The 20,199-nt window shown below is 67.9% G+C and carries 29 protein-coding genes; 4 read left to right on the top strand and 25 right to left on the bottom strand.

The window, feature by feature from the left end:
- Nucleotides 1-20: 20 nt before the first annotated feature.
- Nucleotides 21-488, top strand: a complete 468-nt coding sequence (locus ATE62_RS09990; protein WP_058808813.1) for a cupin domain-containing protein — start codon at nucleotides 21-23, stop codon at nucleotides 486-488.
- Here the strand turns inward: ATE62_RS09990 and ATE62_RS09985 are convergent.
- The 25 genes from ATE62_RS09985 to ATE62_RS09865 all read right to left on the bottom strand — a co-directional run bounded on the left by ATE62_RS09985 (nucleotide 485) and on the right by ATE62_RS09865 (nucleotide 16,161).
- Entirely contained in the window at nucleotides 485-1,123 is a 639-nt protein-coding gene (locus ATE62_RS09985; protein WP_058808814.1) for a hypothetical protein, read from the bottom strand. The two genes, ATE62_RS09990 and ATE62_RS09985, sit on opposite strands and share 4 nt — an antisense overlap.
- A 62-nt stretch (nucleotides 1,124-1,185) precedes the next feature.
- A complete protein-coding gene (locus ATE62_RS09980; RefSeq protein WP_058808815.1) occupies nucleotides 1,186-1,854 on the bottom strand; it encodes a glutathione S-transferase family protein in 669 nt (222 codons plus the stop codon).
- 167 nt (nucleotides 1,855-2,021) lie between these two features.
- A complete protein-coding gene (gene yihA / locus ATE62_RS09975; RefSeq protein WP_058808816.1) occupies nucleotides 2,022-2,687 on the bottom strand; it encodes a ribosome biogenesis GTP-binding protein YihA/YsxC in 666 nt (221 codons plus the stop codon).
- Entirely contained in the window at nucleotides 2,684-4,456 is a 1,773-nt protein-coding gene (yidC, locus tag ATE62_RS09970) for a membrane protein insertase YidC (RefSeq protein WP_058808817.1), read from the bottom strand. The genes yihA and yidC overlap by 4 nt, the downstream gene beginning before the upstream one ends.
- A 44-nt stretch (nucleotides 4,457-4,500) precedes the next feature.
- Nucleotides 4,501-4,713, bottom strand: a complete 213-nt coding sequence (gene yidD / locus ATE62_RS09965; RefSeq protein WP_058808818.1) for a membrane protein insertion efficiency factor YidD — start codon at nucleotides 4,711-4,713, stop codon at nucleotides 4,501-4,503.
- 70 nt (nucleotides 4,714-4,783) lie between these two features.
- Complete coding sequence (rnpA, locus tag ATE62_RS09960) at nucleotides 4,784-5,122, bottom strand: ribonuclease P protein component (RefSeq protein WP_082662719.1); 339 nt, start codon at nucleotides 5,120-5,122, stop codon at nucleotides 4,784-4,786.
- Between the two features lie 29 nt (nucleotides 5,123-5,151).
- Complete coding sequence (gene rpmH, locus ATE62_RS09955) at nucleotides 5,152-5,286, bottom strand: 50S ribosomal protein L34 (protein WP_058808820.1); 135 nt, start codon at nucleotides 5,284-5,286, stop codon at nucleotides 5,152-5,154.
- Nucleotides 5,287-5,408: 122 nt separating this feature from the next.
- A complete protein-coding gene (locus ATE62_RS09950; protein WP_058808821.1) occupies nucleotides 5,409-5,747 on the bottom strand; it encodes a PGPGW domain-containing protein in 339 nt (112 codons plus the stop codon).
- 126 nt (nucleotides 5,748-5,873) lie between these two features.
- Entirely contained in the window at nucleotides 5,874-6,668 is a 795-nt protein-coding gene (locus ATE62_RS09945) for a hypothetical protein (protein ID WP_058808822.1), read from the bottom strand.
- 216 nt (nucleotides 6,669-6,884) lie between these two features.
- Entirely contained in the window at nucleotides 6,885-7,538 is a 654-nt protein-coding gene (locus ATE62_RS09940) for a glutathione S-transferase family protein (RefSeq protein WP_058808823.1), read from the bottom strand.
- On the bottom strand, nucleotides 7,538-7,990 hold the full coding sequence (locus ATE62_RS09935; protein WP_058808824.1) for a hypothetical protein: 453 nt from the start codon (nucleotides 7,988-7,990) through the stop codon (nucleotides 7,538-7,540). Before ATE62_RS09935 ends, ATE62_RS09940 begins: the two co-directional genes overlap by 1 nt.
- The gene (locus tag ATE62_RS09930; RefSeq protein ID WP_058808825.1) at nucleotides 7,977-8,483 is read right to left on the bottom strand and encodes a VOC family protein; all 507 of its coding nucleotides are present in this window, start codon (nucleotides 8,481-8,483) and stop codon (nucleotides 7,977-7,979) included. Before ATE62_RS09930 ends, ATE62_RS09935 begins: the two co-directional genes overlap by 14 nt.
- On the bottom strand, nucleotides 8,480-8,905 hold the full coding sequence (locus ATE62_RS09925; RefSeq protein ID WP_058808826.1) for a VOC family protein: 426 nt from the start codon (nucleotides 8,903-8,905) through the stop codon (nucleotides 8,480-8,482). Before ATE62_RS09925 ends, ATE62_RS09930 begins: the two co-directional genes overlap by 4 nt.
- Before the next feature lie 26 nt (nucleotides 8,906-8,931).
- Nucleotides 8,932-9,426, bottom strand: coding sequence for a VOC family protein (locus tag ATE62_RS09920; RefSeq protein ID WP_058808827.1), 495 nt, complete (start codon nucleotides 9,424-9,426; stop codon nucleotides 8,932-8,934).
- Between the two features lie 24 nt (nucleotides 9,427-9,450).
- Nucleotides 9,451-10,260: a VOC family protein gene (locus tag ATE62_RS09915; RefSeq protein ID WP_058808828.1), complete on the bottom strand. Its 810-nt coding sequence runs from the start codon at nucleotides 10,258-10,260 to the stop codon at nucleotides 9,451-9,453.
- Nucleotides 10,257-10,982: a DUF899 family protein gene (locus ATE62_RS09910; RefSeq protein ID WP_058808829.1), complete on the bottom strand. Its 726-nt coding sequence runs from the start codon at nucleotides 10,980-10,982 to the stop codon at nucleotides 10,257-10,259. The genes ATE62_RS09915 and ATE62_RS09910 overlap by 4 nt, the downstream gene beginning before the upstream one ends.
- Before the next feature lie 24 nt (nucleotides 10,983-11,006).
- A complete protein-coding gene (locus tag ATE62_RS09905) occupies nucleotides 11,007-11,306 on the bottom strand; it encodes a DUF6958 family protein (protein WP_058808830.1) in 300 nt (99 codons plus the stop codon).
- On the bottom strand, nucleotides 11,303-11,857 hold the full coding sequence (locus ATE62_RS09900; RefSeq protein WP_197412019.1) for a GFA family protein: 555 nt from the start codon (nucleotides 11,855-11,857) through the stop codon (nucleotides 11,303-11,305). The genes ATE62_RS09905 and ATE62_RS09900 overlap by 4 nt, the downstream gene beginning before the upstream one ends.
- A 20-nt stretch (nucleotides 11,858-11,877) precedes the next feature.
- On the bottom strand, nucleotides 11,878-12,597 hold the full coding sequence (locus ATE62_RS24110) for a DUF1428 domain-containing protein (RefSeq protein WP_058808831.1): 720 nt from the start codon (nucleotides 12,595-12,597) through the stop codon (nucleotides 11,878-11,880).
- Between the two features lie 32 nt (nucleotides 12,598-12,629).
- A complete protein-coding gene (locus ATE62_RS09890; RefSeq protein WP_058808832.1) occupies nucleotides 12,630-13,304 on the bottom strand; it encodes a glutathione S-transferase family protein in 675 nt (224 codons plus the stop codon).
- A gap of 37 nt (nucleotides 13,305-13,341) precedes the next feature.
- Nucleotides 13,342-14,310, bottom strand: coding sequence for an alpha/beta fold hydrolase (locus ATE62_RS09885; RefSeq protein ID WP_058808833.1), 969 nt, complete (start codon nucleotides 14,308-14,310; stop codon nucleotides 13,342-13,344).
- Nucleotides 14,311-14,340: 30 nt separating this feature from the next.
- Nucleotides 14,341-14,559 carry a DUF4287 domain-containing protein gene (locus tag ATE62_RS09880; RefSeq protein WP_058808834.1) on the bottom strand — a complete coding sequence of 73 codons (219 nt, stop codon included), beginning with the start codon at nucleotides 14,557-14,559 and terminating at the stop codon, nucleotides 14,341-14,343.
- Nucleotides 14,556-14,972 carry a DoxX family protein gene (locus ATE62_RS09875; protein ID WP_058808835.1) on the bottom strand — a complete coding sequence of 139 codons (417 nt, stop codon included), beginning with the start codon at nucleotides 14,970-14,972 and terminating at the stop codon, nucleotides 14,556-14,558. The genes ATE62_RS09880 and ATE62_RS09875 overlap by 4 nt, the downstream gene beginning before the upstream one ends.
- A gap of 28 nt (nucleotides 14,973-15,000) precedes the next feature.
- Nucleotides 15,001-15,438, bottom strand: coding sequence for a VOC family protein (locus ATE62_RS09870; RefSeq protein WP_058808836.1), 438 nt, complete (start codon nucleotides 15,436-15,438; stop codon nucleotides 15,001-15,003).
- Nucleotides 15,439-15,510: 72 nt separating this feature from the next.
- Nucleotides 15,511-16,161, bottom strand: a complete 651-nt coding sequence (locus ATE62_RS09865) for a TetR/AcrR family transcriptional regulator (protein WP_082662722.1) — start codon at nucleotides 16,159-16,161, stop codon at nucleotides 15,511-15,513.
- 402 nt (nucleotides 16,162-16,563) lie between these two features.
- Here ATE62_RS09865 and ATE62_RS09860 point away from each other — a divergent pair, with 402 nt between their 5' ends.
- The 3 genes from ATE62_RS09860 to ATE62_RS09850 all read left to right on the top strand — a co-directional run bounded on the left by ATE62_RS09860 (nucleotide 16,564) and on the right by ATE62_RS09850 (nucleotide 20,191).
- A complete protein-coding gene (locus tag ATE62_RS09860) occupies nucleotides 16,564-18,072 on the top strand; it encodes a YifB family Mg chelatase-like AAA ATPase (protein ID WP_058807579.1) in 1,509 nt (502 codons plus the stop codon).
- Nucleotides 18,072-18,365, top strand: a complete 294-nt coding sequence (locus tag ATE62_RS09855; protein WP_058807578.1) for a DUF1905 domain-containing protein — start codon at nucleotides 18,072-18,074, stop codon at nucleotides 18,363-18,365. Before ATE62_RS09860 ends, ATE62_RS09855 begins: the two co-directional genes overlap by 1 nt.
- 62 nt (nucleotides 18,366-18,427) lie before the next feature.
- On the top strand, nucleotides 18,428-20,191 hold the full coding sequence (locus ATE62_RS09850) for a sensor domain-containing diguanylate cyclase (RefSeq protein WP_058807577.1): 1,764 nt from the start codon (nucleotides 18,428-18,430) through the stop codon (nucleotides 20,189-20,191).
- Nucleotides 20,192-20,199: the final 8 nt, after the last annotated feature.

Genomic DNA, 20,199 nt, shown 5'->3' with positions numbered 1-20,199 from the left:
CAAACGCAGAGGACTGCCCTATGCCCAAGCTCGATCTCGACGCCATCCCGCAAACCAACGCCACCGGCTATCCCGCGCCCTTCGACGCCGCGGTGCAGGGCCGCTGGTACCGCCGCCTCGCGCCCGTCACCGGGATCAGCGATTTCGCCGCGAGCCATGTCGTGCTGAGACCCGGCGCGATGTCGTCGCAGCGCCACTGGCACGACGGCGAGGACGAGATGGTGATCATGATCGCGGGCGAGGCGGTGCTGGTCGAGGACGACGGCCGCTGGCCGATGCGGCCCGGCGACATCGCGGTGTGGCCCAAGGGCAGCACCAACGGCCATCACCTGGTCAACGAATCGGACGCCGACTGCGTGCTCGTCGCGCTCGGCGGCGGCAAGAAATACGACATCGGCGGCGGCTATTCGGACATCGACATGCTCTTCACGCCCGACGGCTATTTCCACAAGGACGGCACGCCCTATCCGACCAAGCGGATTCCCTAATCGATCCGGAACCCCGTCATCGTGAATTTCGCCGGCGCGGTCGCATAGACGCCGTGGCCGCGCGCGTTCGAGGAGCCGAACACCAGCCCGATCCGGTCGACATCGGCCAGCGCATCTTCGAGCGCTTCGGGGCTGTTCGCCGCTGGCCGGCCGAGCACCGAAATCCACTGCGGGTCGTCGAGCGCCACGCTGATCTCGCCGACGCCCGGCGCCAGCTCGCGCACCGTCGCGGCGGGCGCGTACCAGCGATAATATTGATAATGCCCGCGCGCGTTCCAATTGTCGCCGCGCCGCTGGAGGTAGAGCGACACCGTGCCCGCGCGGTCGGGGTTCGCCTGCGGCACGAAGCGCGTGCCCGCCTTGGCGTCGACGCGGTAGCGCACCACGATCCGCGATTTGCCCGCGAGCGATCCGGGGCGGAAGGTGACGTAATGGACATGTCCCGCCGCCTTGCTGCCGACCGGGAAGTCGAACGACCAGCCGCCGCGCTCGGGCCGCGGCGCGAGCGGCATGCCGACGGAGTAGTTCTTGCCGCGGATGACCGGGCCGATTTCCCACTGGCTAGCGGGCGCGGCGGCGGCGGCGACGACGGCGGCGCCGAGCGCGAGGGCGGAGGCGAGAAGGATCTTCTTCATGCGACCTTCTTACCGCCTGCGGAGCAGCGCGGGCTGAACGCCGCGTTCATCGCGGCGACATTTCAGCTGTCGGCTTTTTCGAACTGCTCGATCACCCAGTCCTCGGCCTGCGCGCCGCCGATCCATTCCTGCATGCACGGATGGCTGATCACCGCCTGGCAATAGGGCACGGCGAAGCGCGGCAGCGGGATCGAGTAGGTGATGAAGCGCGTCACCACCGGCGCGAACATGATGTCGGCCGCCGACCAGTCGCCAAACAGGAAATCGCCCTCGCCGCCGAAACGCGCGCGCGCCTCGGCCCAGATCTGCACGATGCGCACGACATCGGCCTGCACCTCGGGCAGCAGATCGGCGGCGGGGTAGATGCGGCGGATGTTCATGCTGTGGTTGCGGCGCAGCGCCGCGAAACTGCTGTGCATCTCGGCCGCCATCGACCGCGCCATCGCGCGCGCCGCCATGTCCTCGGGCCAGTAGCCGCGCGTGCCGCCGGTCTTTTCGTTGAGATAGTCGATGATCGCCAGGCTATCCCAGACGACGATATCCTCGCCGTCCCACAGGATCGGCACCTTGCCCCCCGACGGCGCGAACTCGTCGCCTTCGCGGCGGTTCGACCAGTCCTCGTCGTAGAGCGGGACGGTGACCTCCTCGAAGGGCAGCCCGCTATGCTTGGCGGCCAGCCAGCCGCGCAGGCTCCAACTCGAGTACGCCTTATTACCGATGAACAGTTTCATGGGGTCTCCCTTACTCCCTCTCCCCTTGGGGGAGAGGGATGCGAAGCCTTGCGAGTTTGCTCGCTAGGCGAAGCTGGGTGAGGGTATGTCAGCCCTCACCGAGGTTCGGTAGCGGGCAAGCCCGCAACCTTCCCTATCCTCTCCCCCAAGGGGAGAGGATTTTCAAATCAAACCTCGACCGCCTCCAGCACCGCGGTCCGCAGTTCGGCGATGCCCATGCCCTTCTCGCTGCTCGTGACGATGACCTCGGGGTGCGCCGCGGGATGCTTGCGGGCCTCGGCTTCGGTCGCCGCGAGCACGGCGGCGAGGTCGGTCGCCTTCACCTTGTCGGCCTTGGTCAGGACGATGCGATAGCTGACCGCGGCGACGTCGAGCATCTCGAGTACCTCGCGGTCGACGTCCTTGATCCCGTGGCGGCTGTCGATGAGCACCAGCGTGCGCTTGAGCACCTGCCGCCCGCGGAGGTAATCGTTGATCAGGAAGCGCCATTTTTTGACGACATCCTTCGGCGCCTTGGCGAAGCCATAGCCGGGCATGTCGACGAGCCGGAACACCAAGGGCGATCCGACGTCGAAATAGTTGAGTTCCTGCGTCCGCCCCGGCGTCACCGACGTGCGCGCGAGGCCGTTGCGGTTGGTCAGCGCGTTGAGCAGCGACGACTTGCCGACGTTCGAGCGCCCCGCGAAGGCAATCTCGGGCACGCTCGGGCTCGGCAGATGCTGGAGGGCGGGCGCCGATTTCAGGAAGGCGATCGGGCCCGCAAACAGCTTGCGCGCGCGTTCACCCCGTTCTTCGGCGCCCCGGTCCTCGGTGCCCGGATCGATGTCGCTCACTTCGCCGCCGCTGCCTTCAGCGCCGGGAATTTGCGATACATCCACTGCTGCTGCGCGATCGAGAGCACATTGTTCGTGATCCAGTAGAGCAGCAGGCCCGCGGCGAAGGGCGCCATGATGAACATGAACATCCACGGCATGATCTTGAACACCTGCGCCTGCACCGGGTCGGTCGGCGGCGGGTTCAGGCGGAACTGCAGCCACATGGTCACGCCCAGGATCACCGCCATCACGCCGATGCTGAGCAGCGACGGCGGGGTGAAGTTCAGCGTGCCGAACAGGTTCAGGATCATCGCCGGATCCTGCGCCGACAGATCCTTGATCCACAGCGCGAACGGCTGGTGGCGCATTTCGATCGTCAGCATCAGCACCTTGTACAGCGCATAGAAGATCGGGATCTGGATCAGGATCGGGAGGCAGCCGGCGAGCGGATTGATCTTCTCGTCCTTGTAGAGCTTCATCAGCTCCTGCTGCATCTTGGGCTTGTCGTCCTTGTAGCGGTCCTGCAGCGCCTTCATCTTGGGCTGCACGACGCGCATCTGCGCCATCGATGCGAACTGCTTGTTGGCGATCGGGAACATCAGCAGGCGGATGATCAAAGTCAGCACCATGATCGCGACGCCGAAATTGCCGACCTGGCGGAACAGCCAGTCGAGCAGCTTGAAGATCGGCACCGCGAAAAATTCGAACCAGCCCCAGTCGATCGCGTTCGACAGGCGGGTGATGCCCATATCATCCTGGTAGCGCTCGAGCGTCGCGAATTCCTTGGCGCCCGCGAAGATGCGGCTGGTGGTCGCGATCTGGCGGCCGGGCGCGAGCTGCACCAGCTCGCTGGCGAAGGCCGCGCGATAGCTGGTGTTGCCGAGCGCGTTGAACGCCGCCGACACCTTTTCGCCCTTCGCGGGGATGACCGCGGCGAGCCAATATTTGTCGGTGAAGCCCAGCCAGCTCGCCGACGAATAGGCCATGGTGCGGTTCGCCGCCTCGTCGAGCTCGTGATAGTCGGTGAAGTTCGACTTGGCGTCGAGATAGCCCGTCGGGCCGACGTGGATCGTCCAGCTGTCGACCTCGTGCGGGTCGGTCGGGATGCCGGTGCGGTCGATATAGGTGCCGCTGCGCACGACGATCGGCGCGGTGCCCGCGTTGACAACCGTCTGCTTGGCGGTGATCAGATAATTGGTGTCGATGCTGTAATCGATGCGGAAGGTCTGGCCGGTCGGGTTCGCCCAGCTCAGCGACACGGGCGTCGTCGGGGTCAGGCGCGTGCCGCTCGCGGTCCACACCGTCGTTGCGCCCGGCACCGCGATGCCCTGCGCCGACCAGCCGGTGGTCGCGAAATAGGCGCCCTTGGTTCCCGCCGGCGCAAAGAGGCGCACCGCGGGGGCGTCCTTCTTGATCGTCTGGCGATATTTGGTGAGCGTGATGTCGTCGATGCGCGCGCCGACGAGGTTGATCGAGCCCTTGATCGTCGGCGTCTCGATCGCGACGCGCTGGCCTTCGGCGAGCACGGCGTCGATCGGGCGAATCGCGGCGGCGGCCGGAGCGGCGGGCGTACCCGGCGCTGCGACCGTTCCCGCGACGGGCGGAACGCCGTCGGGCGTGGCGGCCGGAGCCGTGCCGGTCGCCGGGGCGCCGTTGCTGCCCGCGACCGTCTTGGTCACGTCGGGCTTGGCCGGGGTCGGGAAGAATTTCTCCGACACATAGCTCCAGCCGAACAGGATAGCCGCCGACAGCAGCAGGGCCGTGATCCAGTTACGCTTGTCGTCCACGCTCTTTGGTCTCTCTTATCGTCTGATGTCGGGAAAATGCTGTGTCAGGGAACCGGGTCATGCCCATGACCGCCCCACGGGTGGCAGCGCAATAGCCGCTTTGTCGCGAGCCAGCCACCCTTGATCGCACCATAGCGCCGAAGCGCCGTGATGGCATAAGCGCTGCACGACGGTTGATAGCGGCACGTCGGCGGCAGGATGCGCGACGGGCCGTTCTGCCACAGCCAGGCGATCAGGATGAGCAGCCGGGCGATCATGCCGAAAGCCCGGAAAACTGCGCAACTTCATTCGCGATTCGGGGTTCCGTCCGGCGGGCGGTGGGCGCGTTCATTTCGCCAGCTTCTTCGCGGCGCGCGTCAGCGCATTGGTCAGCTGCTCGTCCAGTTCGGCAAAGGCGATGTCGTTGCCGCCGGGGCGGCCGATCAGCACATGGTCGGCGCCCGCGATCCCCGATTCGGGCAAGGCGGCGCGGCAGAGCGCGCGCAGCCGGCGCTTCATCCGGTTGCGCGTGACGGCGTTGCCGACCTTCTTGCTGACGGTGTAACCGATGCCCATCGCATCATCGTCATCGCCGCGCACGCGGACGAGCAGCACGAAGCCGGGCATGGGAAAGCGAAGGCCGCGGTTCGCGGCCAGAAATTCGCTGCGTTTTGAAAGCGTTCGCACCAGACGGGCTGGCGCAGAAGCGTCAGCGATCAGGCCGACAGCTTCTTGCGGCCCTGGGCGCGGCGGTTGGCGAGGACCTTGCGGCCGCCGACGGTCGCCTTGCGGGCGCGGAAACCATGGCGACGCTTGCGCACCAGGCGGCTCGGTTGAAAGGTACGCTTCATCGCGGTTGTCCCTAAGTCTCGGCTCTAACAGAAAAGGGCCGCCAAACGTGGGCGGCCACTGATGGGGGCGCGAATAAGCAGGATTCGGGGCAAAGTCAATTGGCCCCGGTCGCATTTGGCGATCAATCTTCATTGGGGCGGGATTTCAATGCCGTGTCGTTAACCCCGCCATCGAGCGCGTCGCGCTCGCGCCGCCGCGCCGCGCTCGCGCGCCGCATCACGCGGTCGGTCCAGCCGGCGTAGCGCGGGTGCCGCCGCTTGAAGCGGACATAGATGCGCTTCGCCCAGGCGCTGTTCTGGAGGCAGAGCATCAGCCCGACGGGAAAGACGATCAGGAAGCCGGGGCCGGGCAGCGGGCCGATCAGCACGCCGGTGATCATCAGCAAGATGCCGAGGCAGAAGAGCGTCAGCCGCACTTGTGCGGTCGATCGCAATCGCTGGTAAAGGCTGCGCTTTGCCATGCGGGGCGATGTGGGGAGAGAGGGGGCGTGTTACAAGGATAAAGCACGTCGCCCCCGCGCAGGCGGGGGCCGCTTGTAGCCTTGCGCCACGCCTACAGCGACCCCCCGCCTCCGCGGGGGCGACGGTTAATTCAGCGCCACATAGCGCGCCATGTCGTCGCGCGTGAGGTAGGTGACGTCGTCGAAGGGCGTCGCGTTGGTCATCGCGTAGAAGGCGCGCGCCTTGGCGTCGTCGAGCCCCATTTCGCGGTAATAGCCCAGATATTCGGCGTGCACCGGGTCGCTTGTGGGATAGTCGCGCGCCTCGCGGCCATATTCGTCGGCCCAGCTGTGCACCCCGAACTCGGCGTCGGGGGCGGCGCTGCGCTTGACGCCCGCCATCCACAGCTCGACCGCGCCCGAGCGCACCGAACCGCCCGCGGGCACCACCGTCTCCATGCCCTGGCGCCGGATCGCGCGGGCGAGGATCAGGTTCGCATCTTCGTCGAGGCTGCCTGGGCAGTCGATCATCTCGAGCCGCTTCAGCCCCGGATGCGCCGCCAGCATCGCCGCGAACTGGCGCGGCGTCGCGCCGTCGACATCGCCCGCCATGCGCACCGTCGTCGCATCGATCACCGAAAAGGGGCCGTAGACCGCCTTCGCGCGGCCGAGCGTCGCGAGATGCGCGGAGGGGGCGTAGCGGCGCGTCGCGACGCCCGTGTCGTCGGCATCCTTGTCGAGTGCGAGCGCTTCATCGCCCAGCAGCGCGGCATCCTCGTCGATGAAGTCGCCGTCATCGTCGCCGCCGTCCGAATAGCTCCAAGTGATCGTGGTCGTGACGGTCGTGTAGCCGGCCTGCTGCGCCTTCGCGGGCGCGAACGCCAGCACCGACGCGAAGAGCGCGACGATGAGCGTGCGGACGAGGGCGGAGGCCGAAATCATGCCTCCGCTCTCGCGCGGGCGCGCTTGCCAATTGGCAAAGCGGCACGGTCAGCGCTTCATTAACCAGAGGCTCGCCGTGCCATTTCGGGACGGCGGGTTATGGCGTTCCTTAACCGGATCGTCATCCCGGCGAAGGCCGGGATCTCACCCTATCGTCATGCTGCACGGGCGAGATCCCGGCCTTCGCCGGGATGACGATCAGAATATAGGCCGGCCTCAATCCCGATCGGGCGCGCCCAGCGGGAAATAGGCGCGGTAGGGGCGCGCTTCCTCGACGCAGCGCGATACGGACGGGTGCGCGAGCAGCCGCGCGCGGTATCCGCGCAAATTCTCGTATTTCGCGTCGATCCGGTGCACCCAGTCGGCGTAGAAGAGCGACGGCGCCGCGGCGCAATCGGCCAGCGTAAAGCCATAAGGCGTCGCCCAGCCGCCGCCCGCCAGCTCCTTGTCGAGCCAGGCGTAGATCGTTTCGAGCTTCGCCTTGGCGCCGTCGACGATCGACGGGACATGGCCGTCGGGGCCGCGGATCGCGTCGTTCACGACATGCTGCCCCTGGGCCATCACATGATGGTCGAAGATACGGTCGAAGAAGCGCACCCTGAGCGCCGCGTCGGGATCCGCGGGGATCATCCGCGGCTCGGGCACCAGCCGGTCGAGATATTCGATGATGATCGAGGTCTCGAAATATGGAACGCCGTCATGGACGATCAGCGGAAACTGTCCGACCGGCCAATGCGCCCGGAGCTCGGGCATATGGTCGGGAAAGGCCGGATCGACGTTGCGATAGTCGAAGGCGATATCCTTCTCGTAGAGCGCGATCAGCGCCTTCCACGTGTAGCTCGAAAAGGGGTGGCCATAGAAGATCAGCATCAGCGATTGTCCTTGCGCGTCAGCCAGGCGAGCGGCCAGCCGACGAAGAAGATATGCGGGAAGAGCGCGATCGCGCCCTTGACGAGGTCGGTCGGCGGAAAGGGCGAGCCGAAGCGCAGCGGCAGCACGACGCCGTTCATGATGATATAGAGCAGCAGCCCGTAGAGCGTGCCGGTGAGCCACCACGGCCAGGTGGTGAGCGCCTGCCAGCGCCGCGCGACGAAGAACCACGCCGCGACCATCGCGCCCATGATCGCGAAATGCGTCGCGAGCCCCGCGATGTCGCCGGCCACACCCCATTGGCGCGCGCCGTCGCCGAAGGGCCCGCTCGCGACGGCATGGAGCATCGACGAGACGGTGCCGCCCTGCACCACGCTCGACACCGCCGCATAGACGATGTCGAGCGTGCCGCAGAGCAGCCACGCGAAGAGCGCCGGGCTACGCCGCGCCAACTTCTTCGCCCTTCAGCGCGGCTTCGATCGCGGCGATGTCGATCTTCTTCATCCCCATCATCGCGTCCATCGCGCGCTTGGCGGCGGCGCGGTCGGGGTTGGTCATCGACTGCGTCAGCACGCGCGGGGTGATCTGCCAGTTGACCCCCCATTTGTCCTTGCACCAGCCGCACATGCTCTCCGCCCCGCCATTATCGACGATCGCGTTCCAGTAACGGTCGGTCTCCTCCTGCGTGTCGGTGTTGATCACGATCGAGAACGCCTCATCCTGCTTGAACGCGGGGCCGCCGTTGATCGCGATGAAGGGGATGCCCATGACGGTGAACTCGACCGTCAGTACATCGCCTTCCTTGCCGTCGGGGAAATCGCTCGGCGAGCGCGTCGCGGCGACGAACTCGCTGTTCGGGAAGGTCGCGGCATAGAATTTCGCCGCGGCCTCGGCGTCGTTGTCGTACCACAGGCACATGGTCACGGGTTCGGTTCCGTTGCTCATTTCGTCTCTCCTTTGATGGGCCCGCCGATCGACCAGAGATGGCCGAACGGATCTTTCACCTGGGCGTAACGGTCCCCCCAGAAAGCATCGTGCGGTTCGAGCGTCGACGTCGCGCCCGCGGCGATCGCGCGTTCGTACCAGCGATCGGTGTCGTCGACGTGGAGGTGCAGCGTCACCCCGGTCGGCGCGCCCATCGCACTCCCCGTATATTCGGGGAAATCGTCGTGCATCATCAGCGAGGCGCCGTTGACCGTCAGATGCGCGTGCATCAGCCGCACACCGTCCTGCGCGGGCATGCGCATCTGCTCGGTCGCGCCGAACGCCTTGACGTAGAAATCGATCGCCTCGGCGCCGCGCTTGCCGCCGATCGCGATATGCGGGGTCAGGCCGCTCGTCGGCCCCTGGTTTTTCTGGCCTTCCATCTTCCTCTCCCTCCCTTGGCCGGTGGCTAGGTAACCGCTTCGCCGCGCACCGCGGCCTCGATCGCGGCGATGTCGATCTTCTTCATCCCCATCATCGCCTCGAAGGCGCGCTTCGCGGCGGCGCGGTCGCTGCCGGTGGTCGCGTCGGTCAGCGCGCGCGGGGTGATCTGCCAGTTGACGCCCCATTTGTCCTTGCACCAGCCGCACACGCTCTCGGCGCCGCCATTGCCAGTGATCGCGTCCCACAGCTGGTCGGTCTCCGCCTGCGTGTCGGTGTGCACCTGGAACGAGAAGGATTCATTATGCTTGAACAGCGGCGGGCCGTTGAGGCCGATGCATGGCGTTCCGAGCAGGGTGAAGTCGACGGTCATCACATCGCCTTCCTTGCCGCCCGGCGAATCGGCGGGCGCGCGGGTGACCGCGCCGACTTTGCTGTCGGCGAAGGTCGCGGCGTAGAAGGCCGCGGCCTCCTCGGCGTCGCCCTCGTACCAGAGGCAGAGGGTCATCGGGGTCTTGCTCATCGTCTCTCTCCTTGGGGGCTCGGATTATTTGCGCGGGCCGACGAAGCCGATCGGCGCGCCCTGCGGGTCGATCGCGTTCATCGCATATTCGCCGCCGGGGATTTCCATCGGCTCGTTGGTGATCGTGCCGCCGTTCGCCGCGACCGCTTCACGCGCGCGGTCGATGTCGTCGACGCCGATGTAGAAATTCCACACCGGCACCGGATAACCTTCCATCAGTGGCATCACCGCGCCGATGCCGACTTCGCCGCGCTGGATGAAGCGATAGGCGCCGGCGGGACCCATATCCATCTCGCCCTCCTGCCCCCAGCCGAAATGCTTGGTGTAGAAGGCGATCGCGGCGTCGGGGTCGCTGGTCGCGAGCTCGTTCCAGCGGACGCGCTGCGGCTGGTCCATCGAAAAGACGTCGCTTTCCATGCCCTCCGATCCCGGCGGCGGGGTAGGGTCCATGATGTAGAAGGGCGCGCCCTGCGGGTCGGTGACCATCGCGATACGCCCGACCGGGATGTCCATCGGACCCATCTGGACCGCGCCGCCATCGGCGGTGATCGCCGCGACCGCGGTATCGACGTCGTCGACGTGCAGATAGCCGAGCCAGATCGGCCGCGCGCCGCCGGCTTCCATATCGGCGGTCAGCGTCAGCACGCCGCCGGCATTGCCGCCGTCGTCGCGGACGATCATGCGATAATCGACCCCGCCCGCGGTCGCCTCGCCGCTGTCGGGGATGCTCCAACCGACGACGGCGCCGTAGAAATCGGCGGCGCCCTTGGGATCGCTGGTCATCAGTTCGTACCAGATGAAGTTCGATGCCCCATTTTCTTTGTTCTGGCTCATGTCTTTCCTCCTTCGACGGTCGGAAAATAATCCCCGCGACCTTCGGGGGTCATGTCGAGCAGGCCCCACAGCGCGTCGACCTGGTCGCCCGCGCGGTGGTGCTGGCCGGGGTCCTCGGGCGCGAAAGCCATTTCGCTGCCCCAATGATGCCGGATGGTGTCGCCGTCCTTGCGGAAGCTGTTGAAGATCGTCTCGTCCCATTCCTCGCCGGGGCCGAGCTTGCGGTCGGCGCGCATCGACGGCGGGAATTTGCGGGTGTCGCCGAAATAATCGGCCGAATAGCGCGTGGTGACGTCGGACAGGAAGGTCAGGTGCTTCCAGCCGCGCCGCCGCGCCCATTCGACCAGCCGCGCGATCGGCGACTTGGCGACGACATAGAGCGGGGTGCGATCGTCGACATAGCGCGCGCCGCCGTCGATCGAATCGAGCATATGCGTGCAGCCCGAACAGGGCACGTCGCGCTCGGGCCCGAACATGAAGCTTTGCAGGATGATGCTCTTCTTGTCGCCGAACAGTTCGGACAGCCGCACGGTCTCGGGGCGCTGGAACGCGCCGATACGTTCGAAGACATAGTCCTCGGGGATTTCGCCGCCGGGGGGCAGCGCGCGGCGCTGCGCCGCGACCGCCTCGATCTGGCGCCGCAGCGCGATCTCGGCATCGAGCAAAGCGTTGCGTGCAGTGCGGTACTCGGCGCTCTCGTTGGGGTAGGTGATATGATCCATCGTCCTTCTCCTTTCCCCCGCTCGTCAGATCCGGTGCAGTCGCAGCGGCTTGGTATTCGCGCGCGCGATGACGCGCTTCGCCTCGAGGTCGAGCTGCGCGGCCTTCAGCCACCAGCCGGCCTTGGCGCCGCCGGGGAACAGATCGTCCGGCAGCAGCGGGAGCACGCCCGCCTTCACCTCGGCGACGGTCATCCCGGGTGCGTCCTGCGGCACCACCGCGAGCAACGCCGCCTTCATCGCGTCATATTTGGCGCGGTCGACGCGCATCTTATGCCCGGGGCTCGTGATATTCTCGATCTCGATGCGGTCGGCGGGGCTGCTCATCGGCCATATCCCTGCATCGCCTCGACCGGCGGGGCGCGAAAGCCCATCGCCGCCCAGGCCTTCAGGAGCCGCCACATGAAGCGGCCCGAATGGCCGTCGTAGTTCAGCGCGTCATCGGCGAGCTCGACGCCCGCGGGCCGTTCCTTGACCATGGTGCGCATCTCGGCCGCCGGGCGCTCGGCCTCGGCGAGGTGCGCCGAATAGACGCTCAGCCAATGCCCCTTGGTGAATTCAAGCGCGACCGGCGCGTTGCAGCAGCGCGCGACGAAGCGCCGCGTCGGCGAATCGGGCTTCAGCCGATGCTCGTCGAGCTCGCCCGTTCCCGACAGCCAGACCATGCGGTCCTTGCGCATCAGCACATAGGGTGTGCCGCCGTCGCCGCCGAGCGTGCCCGGCGCACCGGGAAGCGCGTCGAACGCCGCCCCGGCCGCCTGGCAGCTCGCGCAATAGCAGGTCGCCGCGACGATCGGCGGACCGGTCAGCTCCAGCGTCACCGCGCCGCACCGGCACGACGCGATGCGCTTTTCGGGCTGTTGCGTGCCGGTCATCATCCGATCTCCGCGGCGCGCCGTCACGCCATCACGATCGGCTCGAAGCCGCCGTAGATCATGCGCTTGCCGTCGAAGGTCTGGTCGTTCGGATCGTGCTGCATCCGCTCGTCCTTCATCATCTTTTCCCAGCCCGCGGTGCGCGTTTCCTTGTCGGGCCATTCGACCCAGCTGTAGACGACCGTCTCGCCGTCCTGCTTGTGCGCGGCACGACTGTAGTCGGTGACCGTGCCGTCGGGGACGTCGTCGCCCCACGCCTCGACCACGCGCGTCGCGCCATAGTCGCGGAACACCTGCGAGGCCTTTTCGGCCATCGCGCGATAGGCTTCCTTGTTGGCGTCGGGGACGGGGACGACATAGCCGTCGGCATAGCCGGTGCTGCCCTCGGCGCGGTCGTCGACGATCGATTCGAAGCCGCCGATGATCATGCGCTTGCCGTCGAAGGGCATTTCGCCGCCCATCGCCGCCATGCGCGGATCGTTCATCATCTTCTCGGTCGCGGCGTCGCGCGTCGCCTTGTCGGGATATTCGAACCAGCTGAACACGACGGTCTCGTCGTCCCTGGCCTGGACCGCGCCCTTGAAGTCGTTGACCTTGCCGTCGGGGACGTCGTCGCCCCAGCATTCGACCATGCGGGCGACCCCGAATTCCTTGAACAGGGGCGCGGCGTCGGCGGCGTGCTTGCGATAGGCTTCCTTGTTCGCGGTGGGCACCGCGACGACAAATCCTTCTACATAGGTCATCTTTTCTCTCCTTGGGGGTGTGGGAGGGGGGATCAGGCGGCGGGTGGACCCGCTTCTTCGCTGAAGGCGGCCAGCTGCGCGTCCATCGCGCGCTGGAAGGCGGGGCGGGCGAGGCAGCGACCCAAATAGGCCTGCAGCTTGGGCTGCTCGGCGATCAATCCGGCCTCGACCGCCTCGCGCAGGACGGTGGCCATCGCGATGTCGGCGACGCTGAACTCGCCGGCGAGATACTCCTTGTCGCCCATCGCGTCGTTGAGACGGCCGAGCCGGCCCTGGATGAACTCGATCAGGCTCGGCCGACGCAGCTGCGCCCATTCTTCATCCTTGGCGAAGATGTCGACATTGCCGAGCTCGAACAGCATCGGCTCGACGCTGTTATAGGCGGCGAACAGCCAGGCGAGCGTGTTGGCGCGCGCCTGCGGGTCGCGCGGCATCAGGCGCGCATCCTTTTCGGCGAGGTGAAGCAGGATCGCGCCGCTTTCGAACAGGCGGATGCCGCCGTCGTTGAGCACCGGCACCTGCCCCCACGGCTGGAACAGGAAATGGTCGGCCGGGCGGTTGATCGCGCTGATCAGATGCTCGGCATAGTCGAGCCCGATCTCCTCGCACGCCCAGCGCGGGCGGAGGTCGCGGACGAAACCGCGCGCGAAATCGGGGACCCAGTCGAAGGCGGTGACTTCGATATTGGCATTGGGATTGACGGACATGATCCTCTCCTTTGATCGCGTCGTTTGGCGGGTGGGGTCAGAAGGCGGGCGGCGGCGGCGCCTTGTCGTCGAGGAAGGCGGTCGCCATCGCGGCGATCGCGGGCGCCTCGGCCATGATGCCGATGTGCGAGGTCGCGGGCAGGATCGCGAGCCGCGCCTTGGGCCCTTCGGTCATGAAGCCCTGCAAGATGGTCGGCAGGTCGTAACCGCCGCGCAATTTGAACAGCGCGATCGTATGTTCCAGCGTGGTGCCGTCATTGTCGCCGGCGATGACCATCGTCTTGCCCCCGATCGCGCGGATCCCGTCCTCGGACCAGGCGAAATCGGTGGCATCGAGCGCCTTGATCTCGTTCACCAGCACCGGAAAGGCGTCGGGCGTCGGCGACAGCGCCTTGTACCCGCTCTCGATCGGCGAGCCCGCGAAGATTTCGGGGGTCAGGCTTGCGATGCTCTTGATCAGTTCGGGCGGCATGCCGTCGAGCCGGTAGGCGCCCGAGATGATGACCTGCTTGCCGGTCCTTTCGGGGTGGAGCATCGCGAGGCGCAGCGCGGTCGCGGCGCCCATCGAATAACCGAGCACATCGGCCTTCTCGACCTTCAGCGCCGCAAGGACGCCCGCCGCGTCGTGCGCCATCTGGTCATAGCTGAGGCCGCCCGGCGCATCGCCGGTGCGGCCGTGGCCGCGCGAATCGATCGCGATCACCGGCCGCGTCGCCGCTAGCGGCGCGATCAGCGGCGCCATCGCATCGCCCGACATGAACGCGCCGTGCAGCACGAGCAGCGGGGTACGGCCCGAGGCCAGGTCGCCATGGACCTGATAATAGATGCGCGCGCCGTCGACTTCGGCATAGCCGGTCTTGGCGGCCGCCGAGACCGCGGCCGGAGCCGGCGTCTGAGCATGCAGCGCCGCGGGGGTGGCCGCCAGCAAGGTCGCGGTGGCCAGCAGGGCCCGGGCGATGGCCGGGGTGCGGCGGCGGAAAAGGGGCAGCGAGGGGAAAGCTGTCATGGGACGATCCTCTTGAGTTGTTGACGGAGTCTAGCTCCGCTTGCCTTTGAGATAGGCGACGATCGACATCGCGTGGCCGTGGCCGAGGTCGTAATCCGCCTTCAGCCAGTCGATGATCGCGCCGGCCTTGACCCCGGGGGCGAGCCCCTGGTCGTCGGCGAGGCCCTTTTCGATCGCGATGGCTTTCAGCGCGTCGGGCGACTGGCCGGTCTTGGCCTCGACATTGTCCATATAGGCCTGGAAACTCATGCCGCGGCTCCCTTCGAAAAGGGGATCAGCGCGCGGACGCGCGGATCGCGGAGCCACAGTCCGCCCCACAGCATCAGGCCGAGATAGACCCCGAACAGGCTGTGGCTGAACAGCGGGCTGCCGATGCGGACATGCGTCGCGATCGCGCCGCCGAGATAGCCGGTGATCAGGATCGCGCCGAGGATCGCGGTCGGGCGCCAGATATGGAGCAGGGTCGGGATCAGCAGCAGCGTGCCCAGCAGATACATGGTGCCGGTCTCGAGCGGCCAGCCGAGCCCCGGCGGGCTATATTTGATCGCGGTCGCGGGCGACGCGAGCTTGAGCCCCGCGTCGAAGAGGAGGAAGAGGATCACCAATCCGCTCAGGATGCGGCCGGCGATCGTCTGACCCTTGGTGGGGACTGCGTCGGTCATGCTCTTCCTCCTCGCGCCCAACGCTGGCTCAGGCCGCGGCTTCGGCGGGTTCGCCGGCGGGGATGGCGGTCGGGTCCATCCACATCACTTCCCAGATATGGCCGTCGGGATCCTCGAAGCTGCGGCCGTACATGAAGTCGCCATATTCCTGGGTCGGGGTCGGGTCGGCCTTGCCGCCCGCGGCGACCGCCTTGTCGACCTGCGCATCGACGTCGGCGCGGCTGTCGGCCGAGACGCAGAGCAGGACCTGCGCCGTCGTGTGCGCGTCGGGGATCGCCTTCGAGGTGAAGGTCGCCCATTTTTCATGCGTCAGCAGCATGACGTGGATCGACCCTTCGGTCACCACCATGCAGGCGGCGGTCTCGTCGGTGAAGGCCGGGTTGTTGACCGCGCCGACCGCCTCGTAAAAGGCTTTCGACCTGGGAAGGTCGGTCACCGGCAGGTTCACGAAAATCATCTGGGGCATCTACTCTCTCCTTCGGGGGGTGGGGGTTTGTTAGTCAGCGTTGGCGGCGCGCGGCCGCAATTACCTGTCGCATCAAGCCGCGCCTCCGCGCCCGAACAGCATCCGGACATAACGCTTCAGATGGGTGACGGTGCCGCGCGCAATCGCCGGATCGTTCGTGGTTTTCGCCAGGACGAAGGCGCCCTGCAGCACCGACTGGACATGCTGCGCGAGGCCGATCGCACTGATGTCCTCGGGCGTGCCGTACAGGTCGATCGCGGCCTGGATGTCGGGCGCCAGCGCCTGGCAATAGGCGTTGATGCTCGCCTCGCACGCGGCGCGGATGCGGTCGCTCGTCGCATAGGCCTCCTGCACCATCGTGCCGACGAAGCAGGTATAATCCTCGGTCGGCCCGTCGAGCATCGCCAGGCGGAAATCGATATGGCCGAGCAGCCGGCCCAGCGGGTCGTCCAGCCGGTTGTGCGGCGCCAGCTCGAACATCGGCCGCGCGCGCTCGGTCCAGCCCTCGGCCGCCGCGACCGCCAGCGCTTCCTTCGACGCGAAATGGTGGAAGAAAGCCCCTTTCGTCACGCCCGCGGCGGCGCAGATCTCGTCGACGCTGGTCGCGGCATAGCCCTGCCGCCGCACTGTGCTGTGCGCCGCGGCGATCAGCTTGGCACGCGCATTGCCGCGGGCCGGGCGGCCCATCGGCAGCGGAACGGGAGGGGTGGGTTTCGTCGTCATGCGAATCAACATACCGACCAGTCGGTATGTTGTCAAATGCGAAATCGGGGGTGCAGGAAATGCAAGCTGGGGTGGGGGTTTTTGGGGGCGGCGAACGGACGCGCTTAATCCTCCCTGCGGCGAAGCCGTGGGGAGGGGGACCACCCGCAGGGTGGTGGAGGGGTCGAGGCCTTGACGTCGGCTTTCAGGCTACCACCCCTCCACCATGCTTCGCATGGTCCCCCTCCCCATCGCTGCGCGATAGGGAGGATTAAGATGGTCCGCTCCCCACCCCCGATCCACCGATCCATCCGCTATCGATGCAATCCTCGAAAAAGACTCGACCTTCCCGCCGCTTGGCGTAAAAGGGCGCGGGGAACAAAGCGGGCACATCGGTCGACGGCCGGGCCCGCCGGGGGGTCTATGGTCGCGATCGTTTCCACCGTCGCCTATCTCGGCATCGACGCGCGCGGGGTCGAGGTGCAGTGCCAGATCACGCCCGGCATGCCGCGCTTCGTCGTTGTCGGGCTGCCCGACAAGGCGGTCGGCGAAAGCCGCGAGCGCGTGCGCGCCGCGATCGCGGCGATCGGGCTGTCGCTGCCGCCCAAGGTCATCACGGTCAACCTCTCGCCCGCCGACCTGCCCAAGGAAGGCTCGCACTACGACCTGCCGATCGCGCTCGCGCTGCTGGGCGCGATGGGGGTGATCGATCCCGAGACGCTGGCGTCGTACGTCGTGGTCGGCGAACTCGGGCTCGACGGCCGCGTCGCTTCCTCGCCCGGGGTGCTGCTCGCCGCGATCCACGCCGCGAGCGTCGAGCGCGGGCTCGTCTGCCCCGCGGCGCAGGGGCCCGAGGCGGCGTGGGCGGGGCAGGTCGAGGTGCTCGGCGCGCCCGATCTCCTGTCGCTGCTCAACCATTTCCGCGGCAGCGCCCTGCTCGCCGCGCCGGTACCCGGCGAGGTCGAAGCGCCCGTCCGCGGCGCCGACCTCGCGCAGGTCAAGGGGCAGGAGACCGCCAAGCGCGCGCTCGAAATCGCTGCGGCGGGGGCGCATAATCTGATGATGTCCGGCCCGCCGGGCGCGGGCAAGTCGCTGATGGCGGCGTGCATGCCGGGCATCCTCCCCGACCTCACCCCCGCCGAGGCGCTCGAAGTGTCGATGATCGCCTCGGTCGCGGGCACGCTCGAGGGCGGGCGGCTCGTCCGCGCGCGGCCCTTCCGTAGCCCGCATCATTCGGCGTCGATGCCCGCGCTCGTCGGCGGCGGGCTGCGCGTGCGGCCGGGCGAGGTCAGCCTCGCGCATCTCGGCGTGCTGTTCCTCGACGAATTGCCCGAGTTCCAGCGCGCGGTGCTCGATTCGCTGCGCCAGCCGCTCGAGACCGGCGAGGTCAGCGTCGCGCGCGCCAATGCGCATGTCACCTTTCCCGCGCGCGTCCAGCTCGTCGCGGCGATGAATCCGTGCCGCTGCGGCCATCTCGGCGACCCCGCACTCGCGTGCAGCCGCGCGCCGCGCTGCGCCGCCGACTATCAGGCGAAGCTCTCGGGGCCCTTGCTGGACCGCATCGACCTGCACGTCGAGGTCGAGGCGGTGCGCGCCGCCGACCTCGTCCTGCCGCCTCCCGCCGAGGGCAGCGCCGAAGTCGCCGCGCGCGTCGCGGGCGCGCGCGAAGTCCAGACCTTGCGCTATGCGGGGCACAAGGCGCGCACCAATGCCGAGATCGACGGCGAGCTGCTCGAGGCGGTCGCGACCCCCGACGAGCCGGGGCGGAAACTGCTCGCGCAGGCGGCCGAGGCGATGCGGCTGTCGGCGCGCGGCTACACGCGCATTCTGCGGGTCGCGCGCACCATCGCCGACCTCGCGGGGGTGGACAGCGTCGGGCGCATCCATGTCGCCGAGGCTTTGAGCTATCGGCGGCAGGCGCCGCGCAGCTGATGGCGGAGATCGTCTTCGACACGGCGATCGTCGAATGGCGCGGCCCCGCGCCTTTCCTCTTCGCGCCCGTGCCCGACGACCATGTCGGCGAGATCCGCTACGCCGCGCTCTCCGAAAGCTATGGCTGGGGCGTGGTGCCGGTGATCGCGACGATCGGTTCGACCGAATTCGCGACCTCGCTCTTCCCGCGCGACGGCACCTATCTGCTGCCGGTCAAGGTCGCGGTGCAGAAGGCCGAAGGCGTCGGGCTCGGCGATCGGGTGCGCGTCGCGATGCGCGTCGGCCGCCGGTGAGACCGAAAAGCGCGCGCGATCATGGTAAAGATTTTCCAACCTATTGCTGCGATAGCCGGGGCATGACCGTCGTGCGCGATCCCTTGGCGAAGCTCTGCGGCCGGCTGTTTTTCGGCCTGGCGTTGCTGTTGCTCGGTCTGGCGGCGGCGCCGGCGCAGGCGGTGACGCTGAACGGCGAGGGCCGGCTCTGCCATGCGGTGAGCGCGACCGATGTGCCCGACGACCGGCTGGCGGCGCTGCGCTATGCCTGCACCGGCACGCCCGAGGGCTATCATCGCGGCAGCCTGTGGCTGCGCACCGATCCGGCGAAGGTGGCGATCACGCGCGGCGATCTCGCGCTGCTCGTCCACCAGACGCGCTTCGACCGGCTCGCGGTCGCCTTCACCTATGCCGACGGGCAGACGCGCTGGCAGCAGGTGCGGCAGGGCGATTTTGGATCGCACTGGCGCGCGGGCGGGCAGATCCTGTTCGAGGCGCCCGAGCGCAGCGCGAAGCTCACCGGCGTGACTTTGCGCTTCGACCGGCTCGCGAGTTATGGCCTGTTCCGCGCGCGGCTGCTGCCCAAGGACGAGGCGGTGGTGCAGTCGACCGGCATGGCGGTGGGCGTCGGCGCGGCGCTGACCCTGCTGCTCGTCAGCGGCATCTACAGCCTGTCGCTCGCGGTCGCGGTGCGGCGGCAATATCTCGCGTGGCAGGCGGGCTGGTCGGCGACGATGCTCGTCTGGGGCGCGCTCTGGTCGCAGGCGCATCTCGCGCTCTTTCCCGGCCTCGCGGGCACGGTGTCGGCGCAGCTCGCGACCCTGCTCGCCTGTTTCGCCATCGCCGTCGCCACCGCGAGCGCGGTGCTGGCGATCGAGCGTAGCGTCGTGCCGCGCTGGCTGCGCAGTGGTGCGCTGTCGCTCGGGGCAATCGTCGGCGTCATCGGCATCCCGCTCGCGCTCATCCGCAGCGAGAGCCTCGCCGCCTGGGGCAATGTCCTGGGGCTGATCGTCGTCGCCGACCTGATCGCGGTGGCGCTCTGCCTCGGCTGGGCGTGGCGCCGCGGGTCGGTCGAGGCGCGCGATTTCCTCGCGGCCTGGTGCCTGCCGATGGCGGTGCTCGCCTTCATCCATATCGTCGACGTCGACGACAGCGTGTGGGGCGGCGGGTCGAAATTGCTCGTGCTCGCCGCGGCGACCTGGCAGGCGCTGTGGCTGTCGGCCTCGGCGACAAGGCGGCTCGCGACGCTCCGCGTCGAGCGCGACAGCGCGCGCGAATCGGAGGCGCTGGCGCAGCAGCTCGCGCGGCGCGATCCGTTGACCGGGCTGCCCAACCGCCGCGGCTTCGTCGACAGCGTGACGCCCTTGCTCGAACGCGCGCGCGCCGACGACCTGCCCGCGGCGCTGCTGCTCGTCGACATCGACCGCTTCAAATCGATCAACGACATCCACGGCCACGACGCGGGCGACGCGGTGCTCTGCGAGATCGGGCGGCGGATCGCGCGCTGGGAGGGGCCGATGTGCACCGCGGCGCGGCTTGGCGGCGAGGAATTCGGGCTGCTCACCGTCGGCATGGAGGGCATGGTGCTCGCGCGCTTCGCCGAAAGCGTGCGGCGCGGCATCGCCGCCTGCGACCATCGCGACGCGATCGGCGAGCGTATCGTCACCGCCAGCGTCGGGGTCGCCGAGGTGCGCCCGGCGAGCGATTTCCAGCAGCTCTACCGGCTCGCCGACGAGGCGCTCTACGATGCCAAGCGCGGCGGGCGCGACTGCGTGGCGATCCAGCGCAGCAGTACCGCGGCGCGGCGCGACGAAGGCCCGAGCCGCGAGAGCGCGCTGTCCAACTGAGCCGGGCG

Source organism: Sphingopyxis sp. HIX (assembly GCF_001468285.1).
Classification (GTDB): Bacteria; Pseudomonadota; Alphaproteobacteria; order Sphingomonadales; family Sphingomonadaceae; genus Sphingopyxis.
This window is presented reverse-complemented; position numbering and strand designations above follow the sequence as displayed.